General features: G+C 71.9%; 16 protein-coding genes. 10 read left to right on the top strand and 6 right to left on the bottom strand.

Going from position 1 to position 17,324, the window contains the following annotated elements; genetic code table 11:
* Positions 1 to 59 precede the first annotated feature (59 nt).
* The 4 genes from Q0D57_RS03175 to Q0D57_RS03160 all read left to right on the top strand — a co-directional run bounded on the left by Q0D57_RS03175 (position 60) and on the right by Q0D57_RS03160 (position 3,314).
* The gene (locus Q0D57_RS03175; RefSeq protein ID WP_291038009.1) at positions 60 to 860 is read left to right on the top strand and encodes a DUF2510 domain-containing protein; all 801 of its coding nucleotides are present in this window, start codon (positions 60 to 62) and stop codon (positions 858 to 860) included.
* Positions 861 to 960: 100 nt separating this feature from the next.
* The gene (locus Q0D57_RS03170) at positions 961 to 1,311 is read left to right on the top strand and encodes a UBP-type zinc finger domain-containing protein (RefSeq protein WP_291038006.1); all 351 of its coding nucleotides are present in this window, start codon (positions 961 to 963) and stop codon (positions 1,309 to 1,311) included.
* 35 nt (positions 1,312 to 1,346) lie between these two features.
* The gene (locus tag Q0D57_RS03165; protein ID WP_291038003.1) at positions 1,347 to 2,003 is read left to right on the top strand and encodes a gluconokinase; all 657 of its coding nucleotides are present in this window, start codon (positions 1,347 to 1,349) and stop codon (positions 2,001 to 2,003) included.
* A 93-nt stretch (positions 2,004 to 2,096) separates the two neighbouring features.
* Complete coding sequence (locus Q0D57_RS03160; RefSeq protein ID WP_291038000.1) at positions 2,097 to 3,314, top strand: pyridine nucleotide-disulfide oxidoreductase; 1,218 nt, start codon at positions 2,097 to 2,099, stop codon at positions 3,312 to 3,314.
* 145 nt (positions 3,315 to 3,459) lie between these two features.
* On the opposite strand, the gene Q0D57_RS03155 is transcribed toward Q0D57_RS03160, so the two are convergent.
* Both Q0D57_RS03155 and Q0D57_RS03150 read right to left on the bottom strand, forming a co-directional pair.
* A complete protein-coding gene (locus Q0D57_RS03155; RefSeq protein ID WP_291037997.1) occupies positions 3,460 to 4,956 on the bottom strand; it encodes a dihydrolipoamide acetyltransferase family protein in 1,497 nt (498 codons plus the stop codon).
* A gap of 17 nt (positions 4,957 to 4,973) precedes the next feature.
* Complete coding sequence (locus Q0D57_RS03150; RefSeq protein WP_291037994.1) at positions 4,974 to 7,178, bottom strand: alpha-ketoacid dehydrogenase subunit alpha/beta; 2,205 nt, start codon at positions 7,176 to 7,178, stop codon at positions 4,974 to 4,976.
* A 161-nt stretch (positions 7,179 to 7,339) separates the two neighbouring features.
* Here Q0D57_RS03150 and Q0D57_RS03145 point away from each other — a divergent pair, with 161 nt between their 5' ends.
* From Q0D57_RS03145 to Q0D57_RS03135, 3 genes are all read left to right on the top strand, one after another.
* On the top strand, positions 7,340 to 7,888 hold the full coding sequence (locus Q0D57_RS03145; protein ID WP_291037991.1) for a VOC family protein: 549 nt from the start codon (positions 7,340 to 7,342) through the stop codon (positions 7,886 to 7,888).
* 5 nt (positions 7,889 to 7,893) lie between these two features.
* The gene (locus Q0D57_RS03140; RefSeq protein WP_291037987.1) at positions 7,894 to 8,589 is read left to right on the top strand and encodes a GntR family transcriptional regulator; all 696 of its coding nucleotides are present in this window, start codon (positions 7,894 to 7,896) and stop codon (positions 8,587 to 8,589) included.
* A 66-nt stretch (positions 8,590 to 8,655) separates the two neighbouring features.
* On the top strand, positions 8,656 to 10,032 hold the full coding sequence (locus tag Q0D57_RS03135; RefSeq protein ID WP_291037982.1) for an NADP-dependent succinic semialdehyde dehydrogenase: 1,377 nt from the start codon (positions 8,656 to 8,658) through the stop codon (positions 10,030 to 10,032).
* 170 nt (positions 10,033 to 10,202) lie between these two features.
* Here the strand turns inward: Q0D57_RS03135 and Q0D57_RS03130 are convergent, their stop codons facing one another.
* The 3 genes from Q0D57_RS03130 to Q0D57_RS03120 are packed head-to-tail and all read right to left on the bottom strand — an operon-like array spanning position 10,203 to position 13,488.
* On the bottom strand, positions 10,203 to 11,309 hold the full coding sequence (locus Q0D57_RS03130; RefSeq protein ID WP_291037979.1) for a zinc-binding dehydrogenase: 1,107 nt from the start codon (positions 11,307 to 11,309) through the stop codon (positions 10,203 to 10,205).
* 44 nt (positions 11,310 to 11,353) lie between these two features.
* On the bottom strand, positions 11,354 to 12,463 hold the full coding sequence (locus Q0D57_RS03125; RefSeq protein ID WP_291037977.1) for a DMT family transporter: 1,110 nt from the start codon (positions 12,461 to 12,463) through the stop codon (positions 11,354 to 11,356).
* Positions 12,460 to 13,488, bottom strand: a complete 1,029-nt coding sequence (locus Q0D57_RS03120; protein WP_291037974.1) for a 2-dehydropantoate 2-reductase — start codon at positions 13,486 to 13,488, stop codon at positions 12,460 to 12,462. The genes Q0D57_RS03125 and Q0D57_RS03120 overlap by 4 nt, the downstream gene beginning before the upstream one ends.
* Positions 13,489 to 13,632: 144 nt before the next feature.
* Between Q0D57_RS03120 and Q0D57_RS03115 the strand changes: the two genes are divergently transcribed.
* Together Q0D57_RS03115 and Q0D57_RS03110 are read left to right on the top strand one after the other, a co-directional pair.
* Positions 13,633 to 13,944, top strand: coding sequence for a Dabb family protein (locus tag Q0D57_RS03115; protein WP_291037970.1), 312 nt, complete (start codon positions 13,633 to 13,635; stop codon positions 13,942 to 13,944).
* Positions 13,941 to 15,035, top strand: a complete 1,095-nt coding sequence (locus Q0D57_RS03110; RefSeq protein ID WP_291037967.1) for an alcohol dehydrogenase catalytic domain-containing protein — start codon at positions 13,941 to 13,943, stop codon at positions 15,033 to 15,035. Before Q0D57_RS03115 ends, Q0D57_RS03110 begins: the two co-directional genes overlap by 4 nt.
* A gap of 53 nt (positions 15,036 to 15,088) precedes the next feature.
* Here Q0D57_RS03110 and Q0D57_RS03105 read toward each other — a convergent pair whose 3' ends face one another.
* Positions 15,089 to 15,796 (bottom strand): helix-turn-helix domain-containing protein, encoded by a 708-nt coding sequence (locus Q0D57_RS03105; protein ID WP_291037964.1) that lies wholly within the window; start codon positions 15,794 to 15,796, stop codon positions 15,089 to 15,091.
* A gap of 142 nt (positions 15,797 to 15,938) precedes the next feature.
* On the opposite strand from Q0D57_RS03105, the gene Q0D57_RS03100 reads away from it, so the two are divergent.
* Complete coding sequence (locus Q0D57_RS03100) at positions 15,939 to 17,321, top strand: Xaa-Pro peptidase family protein (RefSeq protein ID WP_291037961.1); 1,383 nt, start codon at positions 15,939 to 15,941, stop codon at positions 17,319 to 17,321.
* Positions 17,322 to 17,324: the final 3 nt, after the last annotated feature.

Raw genomic sequence — 17,324 nt, 5'->3', positions numbered from 1 at the left:
CGACCCTAAGCTGGCTACGGCGCAGGGCATGCGCAGATCCACTCCTCGAAAGGCACGCGGTGAGCACAGCGGATGGGCGGACGCCCGCAGGTTGGTACCCGGACCCGGCCGGCTCGGCCTCCCAGCGCTGGTGGGACGGGACCGCGTGGACCGGGCACCTGCAGCCGGTGGCGGCGCCGCCCGCCCCCATCGCGCCGCCGGCATACCCGGCGCAGCCTGCCCACGCGGCGCAGCCCGAGTACCCGGCGCAGCCCGCGTACCCGGCGCAGTCCGCGTACCCGGCACAGTCCGCGTACCCGGCACAGCCGGATCGCTACGCCTACCCCGCGCAGCAGTTCGCGCCCGCGGCGCCCCCGAAGGTGGCTCCGGGGACGCCCGCCTACGGCCCCTTCATCTGGATCATCACGCTCCTCCCCCTCATCGGTCTGCTCACGCTGCCCCTGTCGTTCGCCGACTTCGAGCAGCAGCTGAGCACGCCGTACTCGACCGACCCGACCTCGGTCGATCCGTTCGGGGGCATGTCCACCACGGCGCTCGTGGCGCAGGCCGTGGCCGGCGTCATCGGCTGGGTGGTCTACGGCGCGGGCATCGTGCTCGCCTCCTTCGACCGCAAGTGGCTCCTCGCCCGCGGGTATGCGCAGCCGTTCCACTGGGCCTTCGCGTTCCTCGGCCTCGTGGCGCCGGTCTACGCCATCGGGCGTTCGATCGTCGTGCGCCGGCAGAGCGGTGGCGGCATCGCACCCATGTGGGTGGCGTTCGGGATCGTGGCGCTGTCGTTCGTGATCACGATCGTCGTGATCGTCTACGTCGTCGACCTCACCCTCCGCAGCATGGGTGCGATGCCGGGCATCACGGCCTGACCGGCGGCGATGCGCGGCGGACGGCCGGCCTGGCCGGCGGCGTTGCGTGGCGAACGGCACCTCGGTTGCCCGAGAGCACCGCAGCGGGCAGAATCACCGCATGAGCGAGCGCGAGCAGTCCATCGACCCCACCGTCCCGCCGAGCGGAACGGGATGCCTCGAGTGCGGTGAGACCGGCGGCTGGTGGCTGCACCTCCGCCGCTGCGCCCTCTGCGGCCATGTGGGCTGCTGCGACTCCTCGCCGAGCGGCCACGCCACCGCCCACTTCGAGTCGACCGGGCATCCGGTGATCCAGAGCTTCGAGCCCGGGGAGGACTGGTTCTGGGACTACACGGCCGGTGACTACGCCGACGGCCCCGTCCTCGCGCCGCCGCACGCGCATCCGCTCGACCAGACCGTGCCGGGGCCCGCCGACCGCGTGCCCGCGGACTGGCAGAGCCACCTGCGCTGAAGCCGGCCCGCGCCCGCAGTGGGTACGGTGGAGGCATGAACCCGCCTCCTGCTCTCGTCGTGATGGGGGTCAGCGGATCCGGGAAGTCGACGGTCGGAGCCGCCCTGGCCGGGGCGCTCGGTGTTCCGTTCGTGGATGCCGACGATCTGCACCCGCTCACGAACATCGAGAAGATGCGGGCGGGCCTGCCGCTCGACGACGACGACCGGTGGCCGTGGCTGCGGGCCGTGGGCGACGCGATCCGGGCGGCCAGCACGGGCACGAACAGCGGCACGGGCACCGGCACAGGCTCAGGCGCCGGCAGCGGTGACGCCTCCACTCCCGCGACCGGCGTGGTCGTGGCGTGCTCCGCACTGCGGGTGAGCTATCGCGACGCCATCCTGGAGCGGGCTCCGGGCACGCGCTTCGTGCTGCTGCAGGGTGATCGCGAGATGCTCCTCGGCCGGCTGCGCTCCCGCACCGGCCACTTCATGCCCGCATCGCTGCTCGACTCGCAGCTCGATGCGCTCGAACCCCTCGGTCCGCAGGAGCCCGGCCTCACGGTCGACGCCGCCGACACACCCGAGGCGGTCATCGCGGAGGTGAGGGCGTTCCTCACCCGCAGCCCGGATGCCGGTGATGCCGCGGGCGCAACGGGCGCAGCGGGCGCAGCGAGTGCAGCAGGTGCAGCAGGTGCCGCGGATACGCCGTAGCGCACCGCCCACCCACGCCGCCGGGAACATCCGCAGCGCACCTCCCACCCACGGCGCCGGGAACATCCGCCGCCCCGTGACGTTGTACCGGGCATGACCACCCGCCCGCCCCAGCGCTTCGCGACGGTCGTCGTGATCGGGGCCGGCCAGGCGGGGCTCTCGGCGGCCTTCCATCTGCGGCGGCTCGGCTTCGAGAGCGCGCTCGAGCATCCGGCGAGCGCCGACCAGGATCTCCGGACGTTCGTGGTGCTCGACGCCGAGACGGCCCCCGGAGGTGCGTGGCAGCACCGGTGGGAGTCGCTGCGGATGGCGACGGTCAACGGGATCTTCGACCTGCCGGGCTTCGCCAAGCCGCCGATCGACGACGAGGAGCCCAGCCGCACCGCCGTTCCGCGCTATTTCGCCGACTACGAGGAGCGGAACGCCTTCCCGATCCTCCGCCCCGTGCGCGTGAGATCGGTGCGGGCCGTGGACCACGACCCCGCCGGCCTCCTGCTCGTGGAGACCGTGAGCACGGCGACCACGAACACGGCGACCTCGAGCGCGGCGACCTCGAGCGCGGCGCAGACCACCGGCGGTTCCCCGGCCGCGGCCGGCACCCGCGCACCCCACGACGCGCCCGGCGCGTGGCTGACGCACGTGGTCATCAACGCCACCGGCACCTGGGGCAACCCGCTGCGGCCGGACTTCCCCGGCAGCGACGTGTTCCTCGGTCGTCAGATGCACACGCGCGACTACGTGTCGCTCGAGGAGTTCCGGGGGCATCGGGTGGCGGTGGTCGGCGGCGGGATCTCGGCCGTGCAGCAGCTCGAGGAGATCTCCCGCGTGGCCTGGACAGCCTGGTACACACGGCGCGAACCGGTCTTCCTCGAGGGGCCCTTCGGCCAGGAGACCGGCCGCGACACGATCGCCCGGGTGACCGCCGACGTCGAGGCGGGGCGCCCGGCCTCGAGCGTCGTCTCCTACACGGGCCTGTTCTGGACCCCTTACGCCCTCGCCGCCCGCGAGCGCGGCGCCCTCGAGCGGCGGCCGATGTTCACCGCGCTCGAGCCCCACGGCGTGCGTGAGGCCGACGGCTCGTTCACCTCGGTCGACACGGTGCTGTGGGCCACGGGCTTCCGCGCCGACCTCGCCCATCTCGATCCGCTGCACCTGCGGAACGCCGCCGGTGGCATCCGGATGCGCGGAACGGCCGTCGAGGCCGACCCGCGCGTGCAGCTGGTGGGCTTCGGCCCGTCGCAGTCGACGGTGGGCGCGAATCGTGCGGGCCGGGCAGCGGCCACGGCGGCCTCGGCGCTGCTCCGCACCTGACCCCCGCCACGCCCCGAACCCGCCACCGCAACGGAGGAATCTGGCGCCCGAAAACGGCAACGGAGGAGTTCTGCAGCCCGGTGGCCGCAGAACTCCTCCTTCCGCGCTGGCGCGAGCGTGGCGCGAGCGAGGCGCCGAGCCGGGGCTAGATCAGGATCGTGAGGGGGTTCTCGATGCGCTTGACGAAGGCCGCGAGCCACTGGGCCGCGAGGGCGCCGTCGAGCACGCGGTGGTCGGCCGAGAGGGTGACGGTCATGACCGTGCCGACCGCGAGCTCCCCGTCGACGACGACCGGCTGCTGCCGGGCGGCACCGACCGCGAGGATCGCGGACTGCGGCGGGTTGATGATCGCCGAGAACTCGGTGACCCCGTACATGCCGAGGTTCGAGACGGCGAAGCTGCCGCCCTCGAGCTCGTTCTGGCGGAGCTTGCCCTCGCGGGCACGACCGGCCAGATCGGCGACGGTGCGCGCGACCTCGGTGAGCGGGAGCTTCTCGACCGAGCGGAGCACCGGAGTGACGAGCCCGCCCTCGATGGCCACGGCCACCGACATGTCGACGGTGTCGTAGCGGCGCACCGCGGTGTCGCCCCAGGTGGCGTTGGCCTCCGGCACGTCGCCGAACGCCGCCGCAGCCGCCTTCAGCACGAAGTCGTTGAGCGACACCTTGATGCTCGCCGCCTCGTTGACCGTCTTGCGCAGGGCGATGAGGTCATCGACCCGGCAGTCGGCCACGAGGTAGAAGTGCGGCACCGTCGACTTGCTCTCGGTGAGCCGCCGCGCGATGGCCCGCCGCATGCCCGTGTGGGGCACCTCGGTGAACCCGGCGCCGCCGGCAGCGGCAGGTGCGGCAGCCTGGGCGGCAGCAGGTGCCTCCTTCGCAGGCGCAGCGGATGCCGGGGACGCGGATGCTGCGGGTGCACTGGCACCGCTGGCACCGGCCCCGCCGCTCCCGGCCGCCGCCGGAGCGCTCTCGGGCGCCCGCTCGAGGTCGGCCCGCACGATCCGCCCACCGGGCCCGGTGCCGCGCAGCGACGCGAGGTCGACCCCGCGCTCCTTCGCCAGCCGACGCACGATGGGACTCGCGAACAGTCGCGACCCGGACTCGCCCGATCCGGACTCACCAGACTCCGATTCGCCGGACCCGGACCCACCGGACCCCGATCCAGCGGCACCGGGCGCACCGGCTCCCCCGCTCAGATCCGCCGGCGCATCCGCCACCGGCGAGCTCTCGCCCTCCGGCGCGGTCTCGGGCTCGGGCGCGGTCCGAGGCTCGGAGGGCGACGCACCGTCGGCCGGCTTCGACCCCGCAGGCACCGACGTGCCCGCCTCCACAGTCGACGCCCCCGAGGCAGAATCGCCCGACGCCGAACCACTCGAAGCAGAACCACCCGAGGGCGCCTCCGCGTCGTCGGCACTCTCACCGGGCTCGCCGACCACGGCGATCGGCTCGCCCACGTTGACCGAGACCCCCTCCTCGACGAGCACCTTCAGCAGCGTGCCCCCGATCTCGGCGGCGTACTCCACGGTGGCCTTCTCGGTCTCGACCTCGGCGAGCGGTTCGCCCACCACGACCGACTGCCCGACCTGCACCAGCCACGACTGGATGGCGCCCTCGGCGGCTCCCGCGAGAACCTCCGGCATACGGATGACGGTCGACATCAGCGCTCTCCGAATCCGAGTCGCACGCGCTCGAGGCCGGCGACGACCTCCTCGGTGCGGGCGATGGCGGCGCGCTCGAGCACCTTCGAGATGCTGGGCGACGCCTCACCTCCGTGCACCCGCTCGATCGGCTGATCGAGCCAGTCGAAGTAGCGGCGCTGGATCTCGTCGGCGAGCCAGCCGCCGTACGAGGTGCCCTGGGCGCCCTGCTCCACGATGAGCACGCTGTTGGTCTTCTTGATGGACTCCCCGATGGTGTCCCAGTCGATCGACGCGCGGTCGAGCCAGCGCAGGTCGATGACGTCGGCGTCGATGCCGGTCTGCTCGACCGCCTCGAGCGCGTGGCGCACCATCGAGAGGTAGCTGATCACCGTCACGTCCGATCCGGTGCGCCGCACGGCCGCGCGGCCCGGGGGGAGGATGTAGTCGAGGTCGCCTTCCGGCACCTTGTCGGCGGTGCCGTAGAGGTCGACGTGCTCGATCACGAGCACCGGATCCTCCAGCGCGAGCGCCGCGTTCATGAGGCCCACGTAGTCGGCGGCCGTGGAGGGCGCGACGATCCGCCAGCCGGGGCTCGTGGCGAAGATGCCCGCCGGATCCATGAGGTGCTGCGAGCCGTAGCCCGAGCCCATCGCGACCTTCGTGCGCAGCACGAACGGCACGGGGGTGTCGGCGCCGAACATGTGCCGCGCCTTGCCGATCTGGTTGAACACCTGGTCGGCGGCCACCCACATGAAGTCGGGGTACATGAACTCCACGACGGGCCGGAACCGGCCGTCCAGCGCGAGACCCGCACCGAGGCCGGTGAAGGCGTTCTCGCTGATGGGGGTGCCGAGCACGCGGCCGTCGCCCAGCGCATCCGACCCGTACTTCTTGGCCAGGCCCTTGGTGGCGCCGTTCGTGCCGCCGTTCAGGCGGTGCACGTCTTCTCCCATGACGACGATGCGCGGATCCTCCGCCATGCGGCGGTCCATCACCCCGGCGACCGCGTCGACGAACTTGAGGTCGCGCCACTCGCCCTCGTAGGCGGTGGGGTCGGAGGAGTCGAGCTCGGCGAGCTCGCTCGCGTCGCCGCGCACGCCCACGTTGACGTAGCCGACGTCGGGCCAGAGCGACGGGATGATCCGGCGCTTGCCGTCGGACTCCGGGTCGGCCTCGACGAGCTCGGCGACCGCGGCGCTCATGGCGGCCTTCGCCTGCTCGCGCAGCGCGACCACGCCCGCCTCGTCGATGAGCTTGAGGGCCATCATCTCCTTGGCCAGGCGGTCGAGCGGATCGCGCGCCTTCCACTGACCCTCCTCCTCCTTGGGGCGGTAACCGAAGGCGCTGCCCGGGTAGGGGCCGTTCTGGTGGAAGAAGCGGTAGACCTCGGCCTCGATGATGGCGGGGCCCTCACCCGAGCGCATGTGCTCCTCGGCGGCCTTCATGGCCAGGTGCACGGCCAGCGGATCCATGCCGTCGACGCGCCACGAGCGGATGCCGAAGCCCTGGCCGCGCACGGAGAACCGGGTGTCGGCGGTGATCTCGTCGGACTTCGTGGAGACCGCGTACATGTTGTTCTCGATGAAGAACATGACCGGCAGCTTCCACGCCGCCGCGAGGTTCATCGACTCGAGCACGGAGCCGATCTGGGCCGCGCCGTCGCCGAAGTAGTTGATGGTGATGTTGTCGGTGCCCGAGTGCTTCTGCGCCCAGGCGTTGCCGGCCGCCATGGGGGCGCCGCCGCCGACGATGGCGTTGGTGCCGAGGGCTCCGGCCTCGAACCACTGCAGGTGCATGGAGCCGCCGCGGCCCGAGCAGTAGCCCTGGGCGAGGCCGAGGATCTCGGCGAGCGTGCGCTGCAGCACCGCCTGGATGGGCTCGGTGACCGCGTGGGCCGGGTCGATGCGGCCGTCGGAGACGTGGGTGAGCGCCTTGGCGAGGAACTGGTGGTGGCCGCGGTGCGAGCCGTTCACGGCGTCGGCCGACGAGAGCCCCACAATCGAGCCGACCGCGCCGCCCTCCTGCCCGATGCTCGAGTGGGCGGGCCCGTGCACGAGGCCCTCGCCCGCGAGCTCGAGCACGGTCTCCTCGAAGGCCCGGATGAGATGGAGCTCGGCCAGCATGGTTCCGAGCAGCGCCGGGTCGGCGGCCTTCCAATCGGCGGGCGTGGTGGTGAGCTCCTGCCACTCCACTCCGGTCTGCAGTCGACGGGTCTTCGGCATCTTCGCCACGTTCCTTCCGCACGGCGGCACCCGGCGGTGCCTCTCGCTTGCCCACGACGATACGAGGGATTGCATCCAATATCAACGCCTGATCCTGAAATCGATGGATTTTCTCGAGCGGATGACGCACAATGGATCCAATCGAGCGTCAAGGAGGTCGCATGTCCGCTGGAATCCCGGGCTCGCGCGGTATCGACCACGTGGGCTTCACGGTGACCGACCTCGAGGAGGCCGAGCGCTTCCTCGTCGACGTGCTCGGCGCGGTCCCCGTCTACACGCTCGGTGCGAAGCGCGCCTCCGGCCCGGACGACGACTTCATGCAGGTGCAGATCGGGGTCGATCCGCGCACCGAGATCCGCGAGATCCGCTTCTACCGCCTCGGCCACGGCACGAACCTCGAGGTGTTCGAGTACGCGGTGCCGGAGGACGGCCGACCCCAGGCGCCGCAGCCGCTCAACAGCGACATCGGGGGCCATCACCTCGCCCTCTACGTCGACGACATCGACGTGGCGGAGGCCTACCTGCGCGAGCAGGGCGTGGAGGTCATGGGCTCGCCCGTGGCGAGCAAACAGGCCGCCGAGGGCCAGCGCTGGCTCTACTTCCGCGCTCCCTGGGGCATGCAGTTCGAGCTCGTGAGCTTCCCGCAGGGCAAGGCCTACGAGAAGGAGGCCGTCGTGCGCCTCTGGCACCCCGCCCGCCCGGCAGAATGACGGTCATGACCACCGACCTCATCATGCACGGCTCGGCCGGCACCCGCGTGGCCGCCGAGCTCCGCGACGCGATCCTCGCGGGCACCTACCCGCCCGGCACGCGCATCCGGCAGGAGGACGTGGCGGGCAGGCACGGCGCCAGCCGCGTGCCCGCTCGCGAGGCCCTGCGACTGCTCGAGTCCGAGGGGCTCGTGAAGGTCGTGGCCAACACGGGGGCCTGGGTCACGAGCCTCAACCTGGCGGAGTGCGAGGAGATCTACCAGATCCGCGAGCGCCTCGAGCCGCTGCTGCTGCGCCTCAACGTGCCGCTGCTCACGCCCGAGCAGGTCGACGGGCTCGACGCCCTCGCCCACGAGATGGAGCGCTCCGACGACGTGGAGACCTTCCTCCACCTCGACCGCGAGTTCCACCTCTCGTGCTACACCGAGGCCACCACCACGATGCTGCACGACACCGTGCTGCGGCTCTGGAACCGCACCCAGCCCTACCGTCGCGCCTACACGACCGTGTTCCGCTCGGCCGGCGACCGGAGCGCCCACCACGAGCACCACCTCATCGTCTCCGCCCTCCGCCGAGGCGATGCCGACGAGGCCGAGCGCGTGCTCGCCTCGCACATCCGCCGCACCCGCCTCGAGCTCGCGCGGCACCCCGAGATCTTCGACGCCCCCGCCGCCCAGCCGACCCGCGCCGACGCGCGCTGACGCGCACCGGCATCCGAACCGCCCGACCCACACGAACCCCGCAGCTCCCCCACGAAAGGCACCCCCATGGCGATCGCCACCATCAACCCCGCCACCGGCGTCACCGAGCGCGAGTTCGAGGCGCACACCGAGGCCGAGGTCGACGCCCGCATCGACGAGGCCGTCGCCGCGTTCCGCACCCTCCGCGGCACGAGCTTCGCCGAGCGCGCCGGCTGGATGCGCGCGGCCGCCGACGTGCTCGAGGCCGAGGCCGAGGAGGTGGCGCGGATGCTCACCACCGAGATGGGCAAGACCCTCGCCCAGGCGCGCGCCGAGGCCCTCAAGTCGGCCAAGACCATGCGCTTCTACGCCGACAACGCCGAGTCGTTCCTCACCGGCCGCACCATCGAGGAGCCCGAGCGCATGAACGCCTCTGGCGCCTACACGCGCTACGAGCCCATCGGGCCCGTGCTCGCGGTCATGCCCTGGAACTACCCCATCTGGCAGGTCATCCGCTTCGCCGCCCCCGCGCTCATGGCCGGCAACACCGGGCTGCTCAAGCACGCCTCGAACGTGCCGCAGGCCGCGCTCTACCTCGACACCCTGTTCGAGCGCGGCGGGTTCCCCACCGGTTCGTTCCGGGCCCTGCTCATCCCGGCCGCTCGGGTGGAGAAGGTCATGCGCGACCGCCGCGTCGTTGCCGCGACCCTCACCGGATCCGAGCCGGCCGGCCGCTCGCTCGCCTCGATCGCGGGCTCCGAGGTCAAGCACGTCGTGCTCGAGCTCGGCGGCTCCGACCCGTTCATCGTGATGCCGAGCGCCGACCTGGATGCCGCGGTGGCGACCGCGGTCAGCTCCCGCACCTCCAACAACGGCCAGGCCTGCATCAACGCCAAGCGATTCCTCGTGCACGGCGACGTCTACGACGCGTTCGTGGCGAAGTTCACGAGCGCGATGGCGGCGCTCACGGTGGGCGACCCCACCGACGACGCGACGGATGTCGGTCCGCTCGCCACGGCATCCGGCCGCGACGACCTCGCCGGCCTGGTCGACGACGCGCGCTCGAAGGGCGCCACCGTCACCACCGGCGGCGCGGCTCCCGAGGGTGCCGGCTGGTTCTACCCGCCGACCGTGGTCACGGGCGTCGACACGAGCATGCGGCTCTACGCCGAGGAGGCCTTCGGGCCCGTGGCGACGGTGTTCCGGGTGACGGATGCCGACGAGGCGCTGGCCATCGCCAACGACACCACCTTCGGGCTCAGCTCGGCCGTCTGGACGAACGACGCCGAGGAGGAGGAGCGTCTCATCGCGGGCCTCACCGCGGGCGCCGTCTTCGTGAACGGCATGTCGATCTCCTACCCGGAGCTGCCCTTCGGCGGCACGAAGGACTCGGGCATCGGCCGCGAGCTCTCGATCGAGGGTATCCGCGAGTTCGTCTCCCTCAAGTCGGTCTGGCGCGCCTGACCCCACCCCCCTCCGCCGAGCCGTCACTTCTCACACTTCTGCTCGCGTTTTGGCGTGAGAAGTGACGGCTCGATAGAGGTGGAGAGAGGGCAGGGGGCAGGGAGCAGGGAGCAGAGAGGGCAGGGGGCAAGGGGCCAGGGGCCAGGGGCCAGGGGCCAGGAGCAGGCTGCTCAGGGGAGCAGGATCGGCGTGAGCTCGGTGCGGTCGCGGGAGGCGGCGAGCGCCTCGTTCGCACGGGCGAGGGGGCGGACCTCGCCGAGCATGGCCTCCGAGTCGACCGCGCCCGACTCCAGCCACGGCAGGAACTGCGCGAGGTCGCGGCGCATGTCGAGCCGCCCGCTCTGCGAGCTCCGCACGTCGCGGCCGCGCAGCGCGAGGTCGAACAGCGGCAGGTCGACGGTGCTGTCGCGCCGCACGTAGCTGGTCATCGTCACGACCCCACCGAGCCGGGTGAACGCGAACGCCTGCTGCACGGAGGCGATCGAGCCGCCGGCATCGAAGCCGTAGTCGGCGCCGCGGCCGTCGAGGAGCCCGACCACCGCATCCCGCAGCTCGGCCTCACCGAGCCCTGAAGGATCGACGGCGTCGGTCGCCCCGAGCCGCAGAGCGAGCTCGCGCCGAGCGGCGATCGGTTCGACCGCGACGATCCGCCTGGCTCCGAGGGCCCGCGCGGCCTGCACCATCCACAGCCCCTCCTGCCCGCAGCCGACCACCACGACCGAGCTCCCCCGCTCGATCCGCCCCACGTTCGCCACGGCGCCCATGCCCGAGATGATGCCGCAGCCGAACATCGCGAGCCAGGTGTCGGGAAGATCGCTCTCGACCGGGAACACCTGGATGTCGCGGATGACGCTGAGCTCGGCGTAGGTCGCCGAGGAGCCGGGGGCGCGCACCTCGCGGCCGTCCTCGAGCGCCCCGATCACGGGCGCGGGCACGAAGAGGCCCTCGCACTGGTCGATTCGCCCGCTCCTGCACCAGAAGCACTCACCGCACTCGGGCGTGGCTGTGATGAGCACGCGCTGGCCCTCGCGGTGCCGTGCCGACGAGCCCGCGGAGACCACGCGGCCCACCGCGGAGTGACCGAGCACCACCGGGTAGAGGTCGAGCTCGGGCAGTCCCGTGCCGCCGGCGACCGCGATCCAGTCGCTGTAGCAGAACGCCGTGGCGTCGATCTCGACCACGACGTCGCGCTCGCCCGGATCGCGGAGCACGAGCGGCTCCACGCTGAGCTCGAGCGCACCCATGTGGGTGACGGCGGCATCGACGGTGGTCGGCATGGCATCTCCTCCTGGCCCGGCGGCGGTGCCGGCCTGCGTGTTGTCTAGGGGGTCTGGCTCCCGGGCAGCGGCACGGCATCGGCACCAGCGCCCGCACCGGCATCCGCCCCCGCACCCGCCCCCGCAGCATCACGAGCATCCGCCGCCCGCCGCCGAGCACCCGTGAGCGCCCCGAGTCCCGCGATCCCCACCGCGGCCACCGCGAGCACCGCGCCGAGCACGGCGCCCGGCGTCAACCCGATCGCGTCGACGGGCACCACGAGGTCGAGCACGACCGCCGCGATCGCCTGCCCGGCGGCGATGCAGAGCATCACGCTCAGCACGCCGATGATGCGCAGGGTGAGCGCCGTGACCACTCCGATCACGGCCCCCACGGCGCCGCCGAGGGGCGCCCAGGGCGGCAGCGCGGCGAAGTCGATGGGCGCGTTGAGCATCGAGATCACGAGCGCCGTGCCCACGAAGATCGCCGAGGTGGCGAAGTTGATGACCGACATGGCGGCGAACTCGCCCGAGACCACGACGATCCAGCCGTTCCAGGCCTGCTGCACGGCGATGATGATGCCGGCGACGATGACGACCGGGATGACGACGAGGTTCTCGACCTCGAAACGGCCGACCGCTCCCACGACGACGGCGATCACCGCCACGCCGAGCCCCACCGTGCGGAGCAGGTTGAGCGGTCGCCGGCCTCCGGGCCCGAGGTTCAGCGAGTCGGCCATCACCGAGCCGATGAGCTGCCCGAGGGTGACGGCCACCGCCACCGCGACCACTCCCACGGTGGGCGTGACCGTGATGATGGCGAGCACGGCCACGAAGCCCATCAGGCCGCCGAGGAACCACCACCAGCGGAGCTCCGAGCGCCGCTGCCGGAGGGCGCGGGCCGCCCGGGGCAGCGCCCCCATGGCGAGCGCCACAATGAGCGAGAGCAGCAGCGCCGACCCGTGGTTGACCGCGGTCGCGAGCACGGGAGATCCGACCGCCACGCTCGTGTGCCCGTTGATGGAGGTCTGGGCGGCCACGGCGCACCCGGCCACCAGGGCGGCGATCGTCGCGACGACGGGCCGCGACCGCTTCGCCGGGCCCGGCTTCGACGCCGGCTCCGACGCCGGCTCCGACGCCGGTGCGGCAGCCTGCGAGTCCGGGCCCGTCGTCACCCGCGCGCCCGCGACATCGCGTCGAGGTGCGCCGGCGAGGGCTCGAGCTCCCCGCGCTCGATGGCGTGGGCGAGCTCCACGACGGCCGCGTTCACGGGCGTCGGCACCCCGAGCTCGGCGCCGCGCGCGACGACGTGCCCGTTGAGGTCGTCGACCTCGCTGTGCCGCCCCTTCACCCAGTCCTGCAGCACGGTGGTGGTGGCGCCCGGCACCACGAATCCGGTGAAGAGCTTGTCGGTCATGATCTCGACCACCTGGTCGGGGTCGGCGATCTCGTCGGGGGTGAGCCCGAAGATGGGCAGCACCGGATGCCCCGCGGCGGCCCCCACGGCGAGCGCCTCGTTTCCGGCGGTCACCATCACCTCGCGGTACCCGGGCGTGTGCAGGGCGTCGAGCATCGGCAAGCCGAGGATCGCGCTCGTGACGAGCAGCGTGCTGTTGGAGACGAGCTTCATCCACTTCGCCGCCTCGATGTCGTCGAAGTGCTGCACCGTGCCGGAGTGCCGCAGCAGGGCCGCCACCTCCTCGGCGCGGCCGGCCGGCCCGCCCGGGAGCTCCCCCACCGCGAACCACGAGCGGTCGACGCCCGTGTGCCGGTGCACGACGCCCGGCTCGTCCATGGTGGCGGAGCACTCGATCACGGTGCCGATGGTGCGGGAGGCGCCCACCACGTCCTCCACGACACCCGCGGTCATGCCGTTCTGCACGCCGGCCATGAGGCCGTCGGCGGCCAGGTACGGCCGGATCAGCTCGGCGGCCCACCGCGAGTCGTAGGCCTTCATGAGCATGAGCACGACGTCGAAGGGCTGCTTGAGCTCGGCGACCTCGCAGAGGTGCAGCACCCGGGGCCGCACGTGCAGCTCGCTGTCGGGGGTGATGATGCGGATGCCGTCGGCACGCATCCGCTCGACGTGAGAGGGCCACTGCTCGATCAGCACCGGGTCGAGGCCGGCCGCCGTGAGATCGGCTCCGATCGAGGCTCCGTTCGCTCCGGCTCCCAGCACGGCGATCCGCGGTCCGCTCATCGGTGTCCTCCAGCCCTCATCGGCAACGCTGTCGAGAATACAGCAACGATGTACAACCGTCACACAATCCCCTGATAAATTGAAGGCCAGAGCCCCACAATGTACATTGTCGCTTGACATCCTCGACGAAGAGAGCAGAGACCGATGATCCTCCACCTCGCCGCATTCCGCTGGAAAGACGACGTCACGGAAGCCGACGTGAGCGCGCTCACGGCAGCCCTCTCCGAGATGGCCACGGGCATCCCCGAGATCAAGTCGTACACCGCGGGCCCCAACCTGCACCTCCGCCCGGCCGGCTCCGACTACGGGGTCGTCGCGATCCTCGACGACGCCGCGGGCCTCGACGCCTACCTCGACCACCCCGACCACGTCGCGGTCTACGAGAAGCACCTCGGCCGCATGATCGCGGAGCGCTCCGCGGTGCAGCTGCCGATCGAGTCCGGATCGTTCGCGTGACGACCGTCCCGGACTCCCTCGTGCCGGAGGCGACCATGCGCGCTGTCGTGCTGCACGACGTCGGCGACCTGCGGGTCGACGAGCTGGCCGTGCCCGAGCCCGGCCCCGGCGAGGTGCTCATCCGCGTGGGCGTCTGCGGCGTCTGCGGCAGCGACGCGACCGAGTTCGGTCGCAGCCTCGTGCTCGCCTCCCCTCCCGTGGCCCTCGGCCACGAGCTCGCCGGCACCGTCGCGGCCGTCGGCCCCGGCGTGACCGACCTCGAGGTGGGGGCGACCGTGGTGAGCGGCGCCGGCATCTCGTGCGGCGACTGCAAGCCCTGCCGCCAGGGCCGCACCAACCTGTGCCGCAGCTACAGCACGATCGGCTTCCACCACGACGGCGGTCTCGCCGGCTACGTGATCTCGCCGGCCGCCATCACCTTCGACGCCTCCGACTCTGGCCTCCCCCTCGACACCCTCGGGCTCACCCAGCCGATGGCCATCGCGGTGCACGCCGTGCGCCGGAGCGGCCTGGCCGCCGGCATGGACGCCGTGGTGATCGGCGTGGGCGGCATCGGCGCGTTCATCACGGTCGCCGCCGCGGCCACGGGCGCACGGGTGCTCGTGGTCGACCTCAACGACGACCGGCTCGAGCTCGCGAAGCGCCTCGGCGCGACCGAGACACTGAAGGGCGGCACCGCGAGCCTCGCCGAGCGGATCGAGGAGCTCGGCATGGACATCGACGTGTTCTTCGAGGTCAGCGGCTCGGCCCCGGGCCTCGCCTCCGTGCTCGATGCGGCCAAGCCCGGCGCCACGATCGTGCCCGTGGGCGTGCAGCGCGGCGAGCCCGCCCTGCCGCTCGGGCGCTGGACGCTCAGCGAGTACACGATCATCGGCACCGTCGCGCACGTCTACCGGACCGACTTCCCCGAGGCCGTGCGACTGCTCGGCACCCGGCCGGACTGGTCCGACATCGCGAGCGAGGTCATCCCGCTCGACACCGTGGGCGAGGATGCGCTGCAGCCGCTGCTCGAGGGCCGCTCCACGCAGATCAAGACGCTCGTCGACCCGTGGATCGCCGAGCCGCGGCCCGCGGTGCACACCCGCAGCTGACACGAACGGCCAACACGACGACGACGGGCTCGGCGCCAGGCACCTCGAGGGGGCTAGGCGCCGAGCCCGTCCATCTGCCGCAGCACGTCGACCGCCGATCCGGGCGCGCCCTCGGGAGCGCCGGACTCCCCCTGCGGAGCATCGCGCATGGCGAGGTTCTGCTGCCGGCGGCCGAAGACGAACCACACGCCCTTCGCCGGCACCGAGCCGCGGTTGGAGTAGAGGTGCGGGCGCACGGAGTCGAACTGCAGCGAGTCGCCCGGGCCGAGCACGTGGGTGTCGAAGTCGATGTGCAGGGTGAGCTCGCCCTCGAGCAGGTAGGCGTACTCGGTGCCGGCGTGCCGCATCAGCTTGCCCTCGACCGAGCTCGACGCTCCGGGCTCGTAGGTCACGAGCAGCGCATCGACGGGGCCGCCCGCGCCGGCCGCGAGCCGCTCCCAGCGCACGCCGTTCTCCATCTCGATCACGGGGTTCTCGGCGCCGCGCTGCACGTCGGGCAGGGCGGGGCCGGTGTGACCGAACATCGACACGGGCGCCTCGTCGGGAGCCACCGGCGCGGGCTGCATGCCCACGAGCTCGTCGAGCGAGACCCCGAGGTGGTTCGCCATGGCGTAGAGGGTCGAGACCGAGGGCTGCGTCTTGCCGATCTCGACCTGAGAGATGAGGGAAGCCGAGACACCGAGGCTCTGCGCGACGCTGCGCAGGCTCATTCCCTGCTTCAGTCGTGCTTCGCGCAGTCGTGCGCCCAATCCGTCCGGCATGGTCTCCATAGTAGAGCCCGAGCGTACGCGAGATCGGTGTTGTAGTGTTAAGTCGGGCTGTACGCGTGTAAAGTGCGGCGCCGCCAAGCCAGTCAGATCGTCAGCGCGACCAGATCGTCGGCGCGACCCCAAGGAGGACTCGATGAAGAGCACCGGCACCACCGGAACCAACGCCGTGGACTGGGAGGAGCGCGTCGACATGGATCGGCTGCGCGACGCCCGCCTCGCCCGACTGAAGGCGGAGCTCGACATCTCCTCGCTCGGTGCGGTGCTCGCGTTCGACTTCTCCAACATCCGCTACATGAGCGCCACCCACATCGGCACCTGGGCGATGGACAAGCTCATCCGCTTCTCGCTGCTCACGCGCAACACCGATCCGATCGTCTGGGACTTCGGCTCGGCGGCGAAGCACCACGCCCTCTACAACCCGTGGCTCGACACCACGACGGCCGAGATGGATGCCGACCCCAACGCCCCGCACGAGGGCGCCAAGCGGCCGCGGCTCGAGTCCGGCGCCCGCGCCGGCATCTCCACCCTCCGCGGCGCGTTCCCGCCCGAGGCGGAGATCGCGCAGAAGGTGGCCAAGAAGATCAAGCGCGAGCTCGAGAAGTTCGGGCTCGCGAACCAGCCGCTCGGTGTCGACGTGATCGAGCTGCCCATCCTCTTCGCCCTGCAGCAGGAGGGCATCCAGGTCGTCGACGGCCAGCAGGTCTTCATGGAGGCCCGCCGCGTGAAGACGCCGGATGAGATCCGCCTGCTCACCCAGGCCGCCTCGATGGTCGACGCGGCCTACGAGGACCTCTACCGCTTCCTCCGCCCCGGCGTCCGCGAGAACGAGGCCGTGGGCCTCGTGGCGAAGACCCTCTACGACCTCGGCTCGGAGTACGTCGAGGGCGTGAACGCGATCTCCGGTGAGCGCTGCTCGCCGCACCCGCACGTGTTCTCGGACCGCCTGATCCGCCCGGGCGACCCGGCGTTCTTCGACATCCTGCACTCGTTCAACGGCTACCGCACCTGCTACTACCGCACCTTCGCGGTCGGCTCGGCGTCGTCGGCCCAGCGCGACGCCTACACCCGCGCCCGCGAGTACATGGACCGCGCGATCGCCCTCGTGAAGCCCGGTGCCACCACCGCCGACATCGTGAAGGTGTGGCCGAAGGCCGAGGAGTTCGGCTTCGCCGACGAGGAGGCCGCGTTCGCCCTGCAGTACGGCCACGGCGTGGGCCTGTCGATCTGGGAGAAGCCGATCTTCTCGCGCCTCACCTCGCTCGACCACCCGGAGGTGCTGCAGGAGGGCAACGTCTTCGCCCTCGAGACCTACTGGCCCTCGGCCGACGGCTGGGGCGCCGCGCGCATCGAGGAGGAGGTCGTGGTCACGGCCGACGGCTGCGAGGTCATCACGAAGTTCCCGGCCGAGGAGCTGCTCGTGGCGGGCAAGCGCTACTACACGATCGACGGCCCGCTCAACCTCGAGCGCGACTCGCAGTCGCACCTCAACACCACCTGGGGGCGCGGCGAAGCGTGACGA

It is taken from the genome of Herbiconiux sp., assembly GCF_023264895.1.
In the GTDB taxonomy this organism is placed as follows: domain Bacteria; phylum Actinomycetota; class Actinomycetes; order Actinomycetales; family Microbacteriaceae; genus Herbiconiux.
The sequence above is the reverse complement of the archived record's forward strand: the minus strand, read 5'-3'. Positions and strand labels throughout refer to the sequence as shown.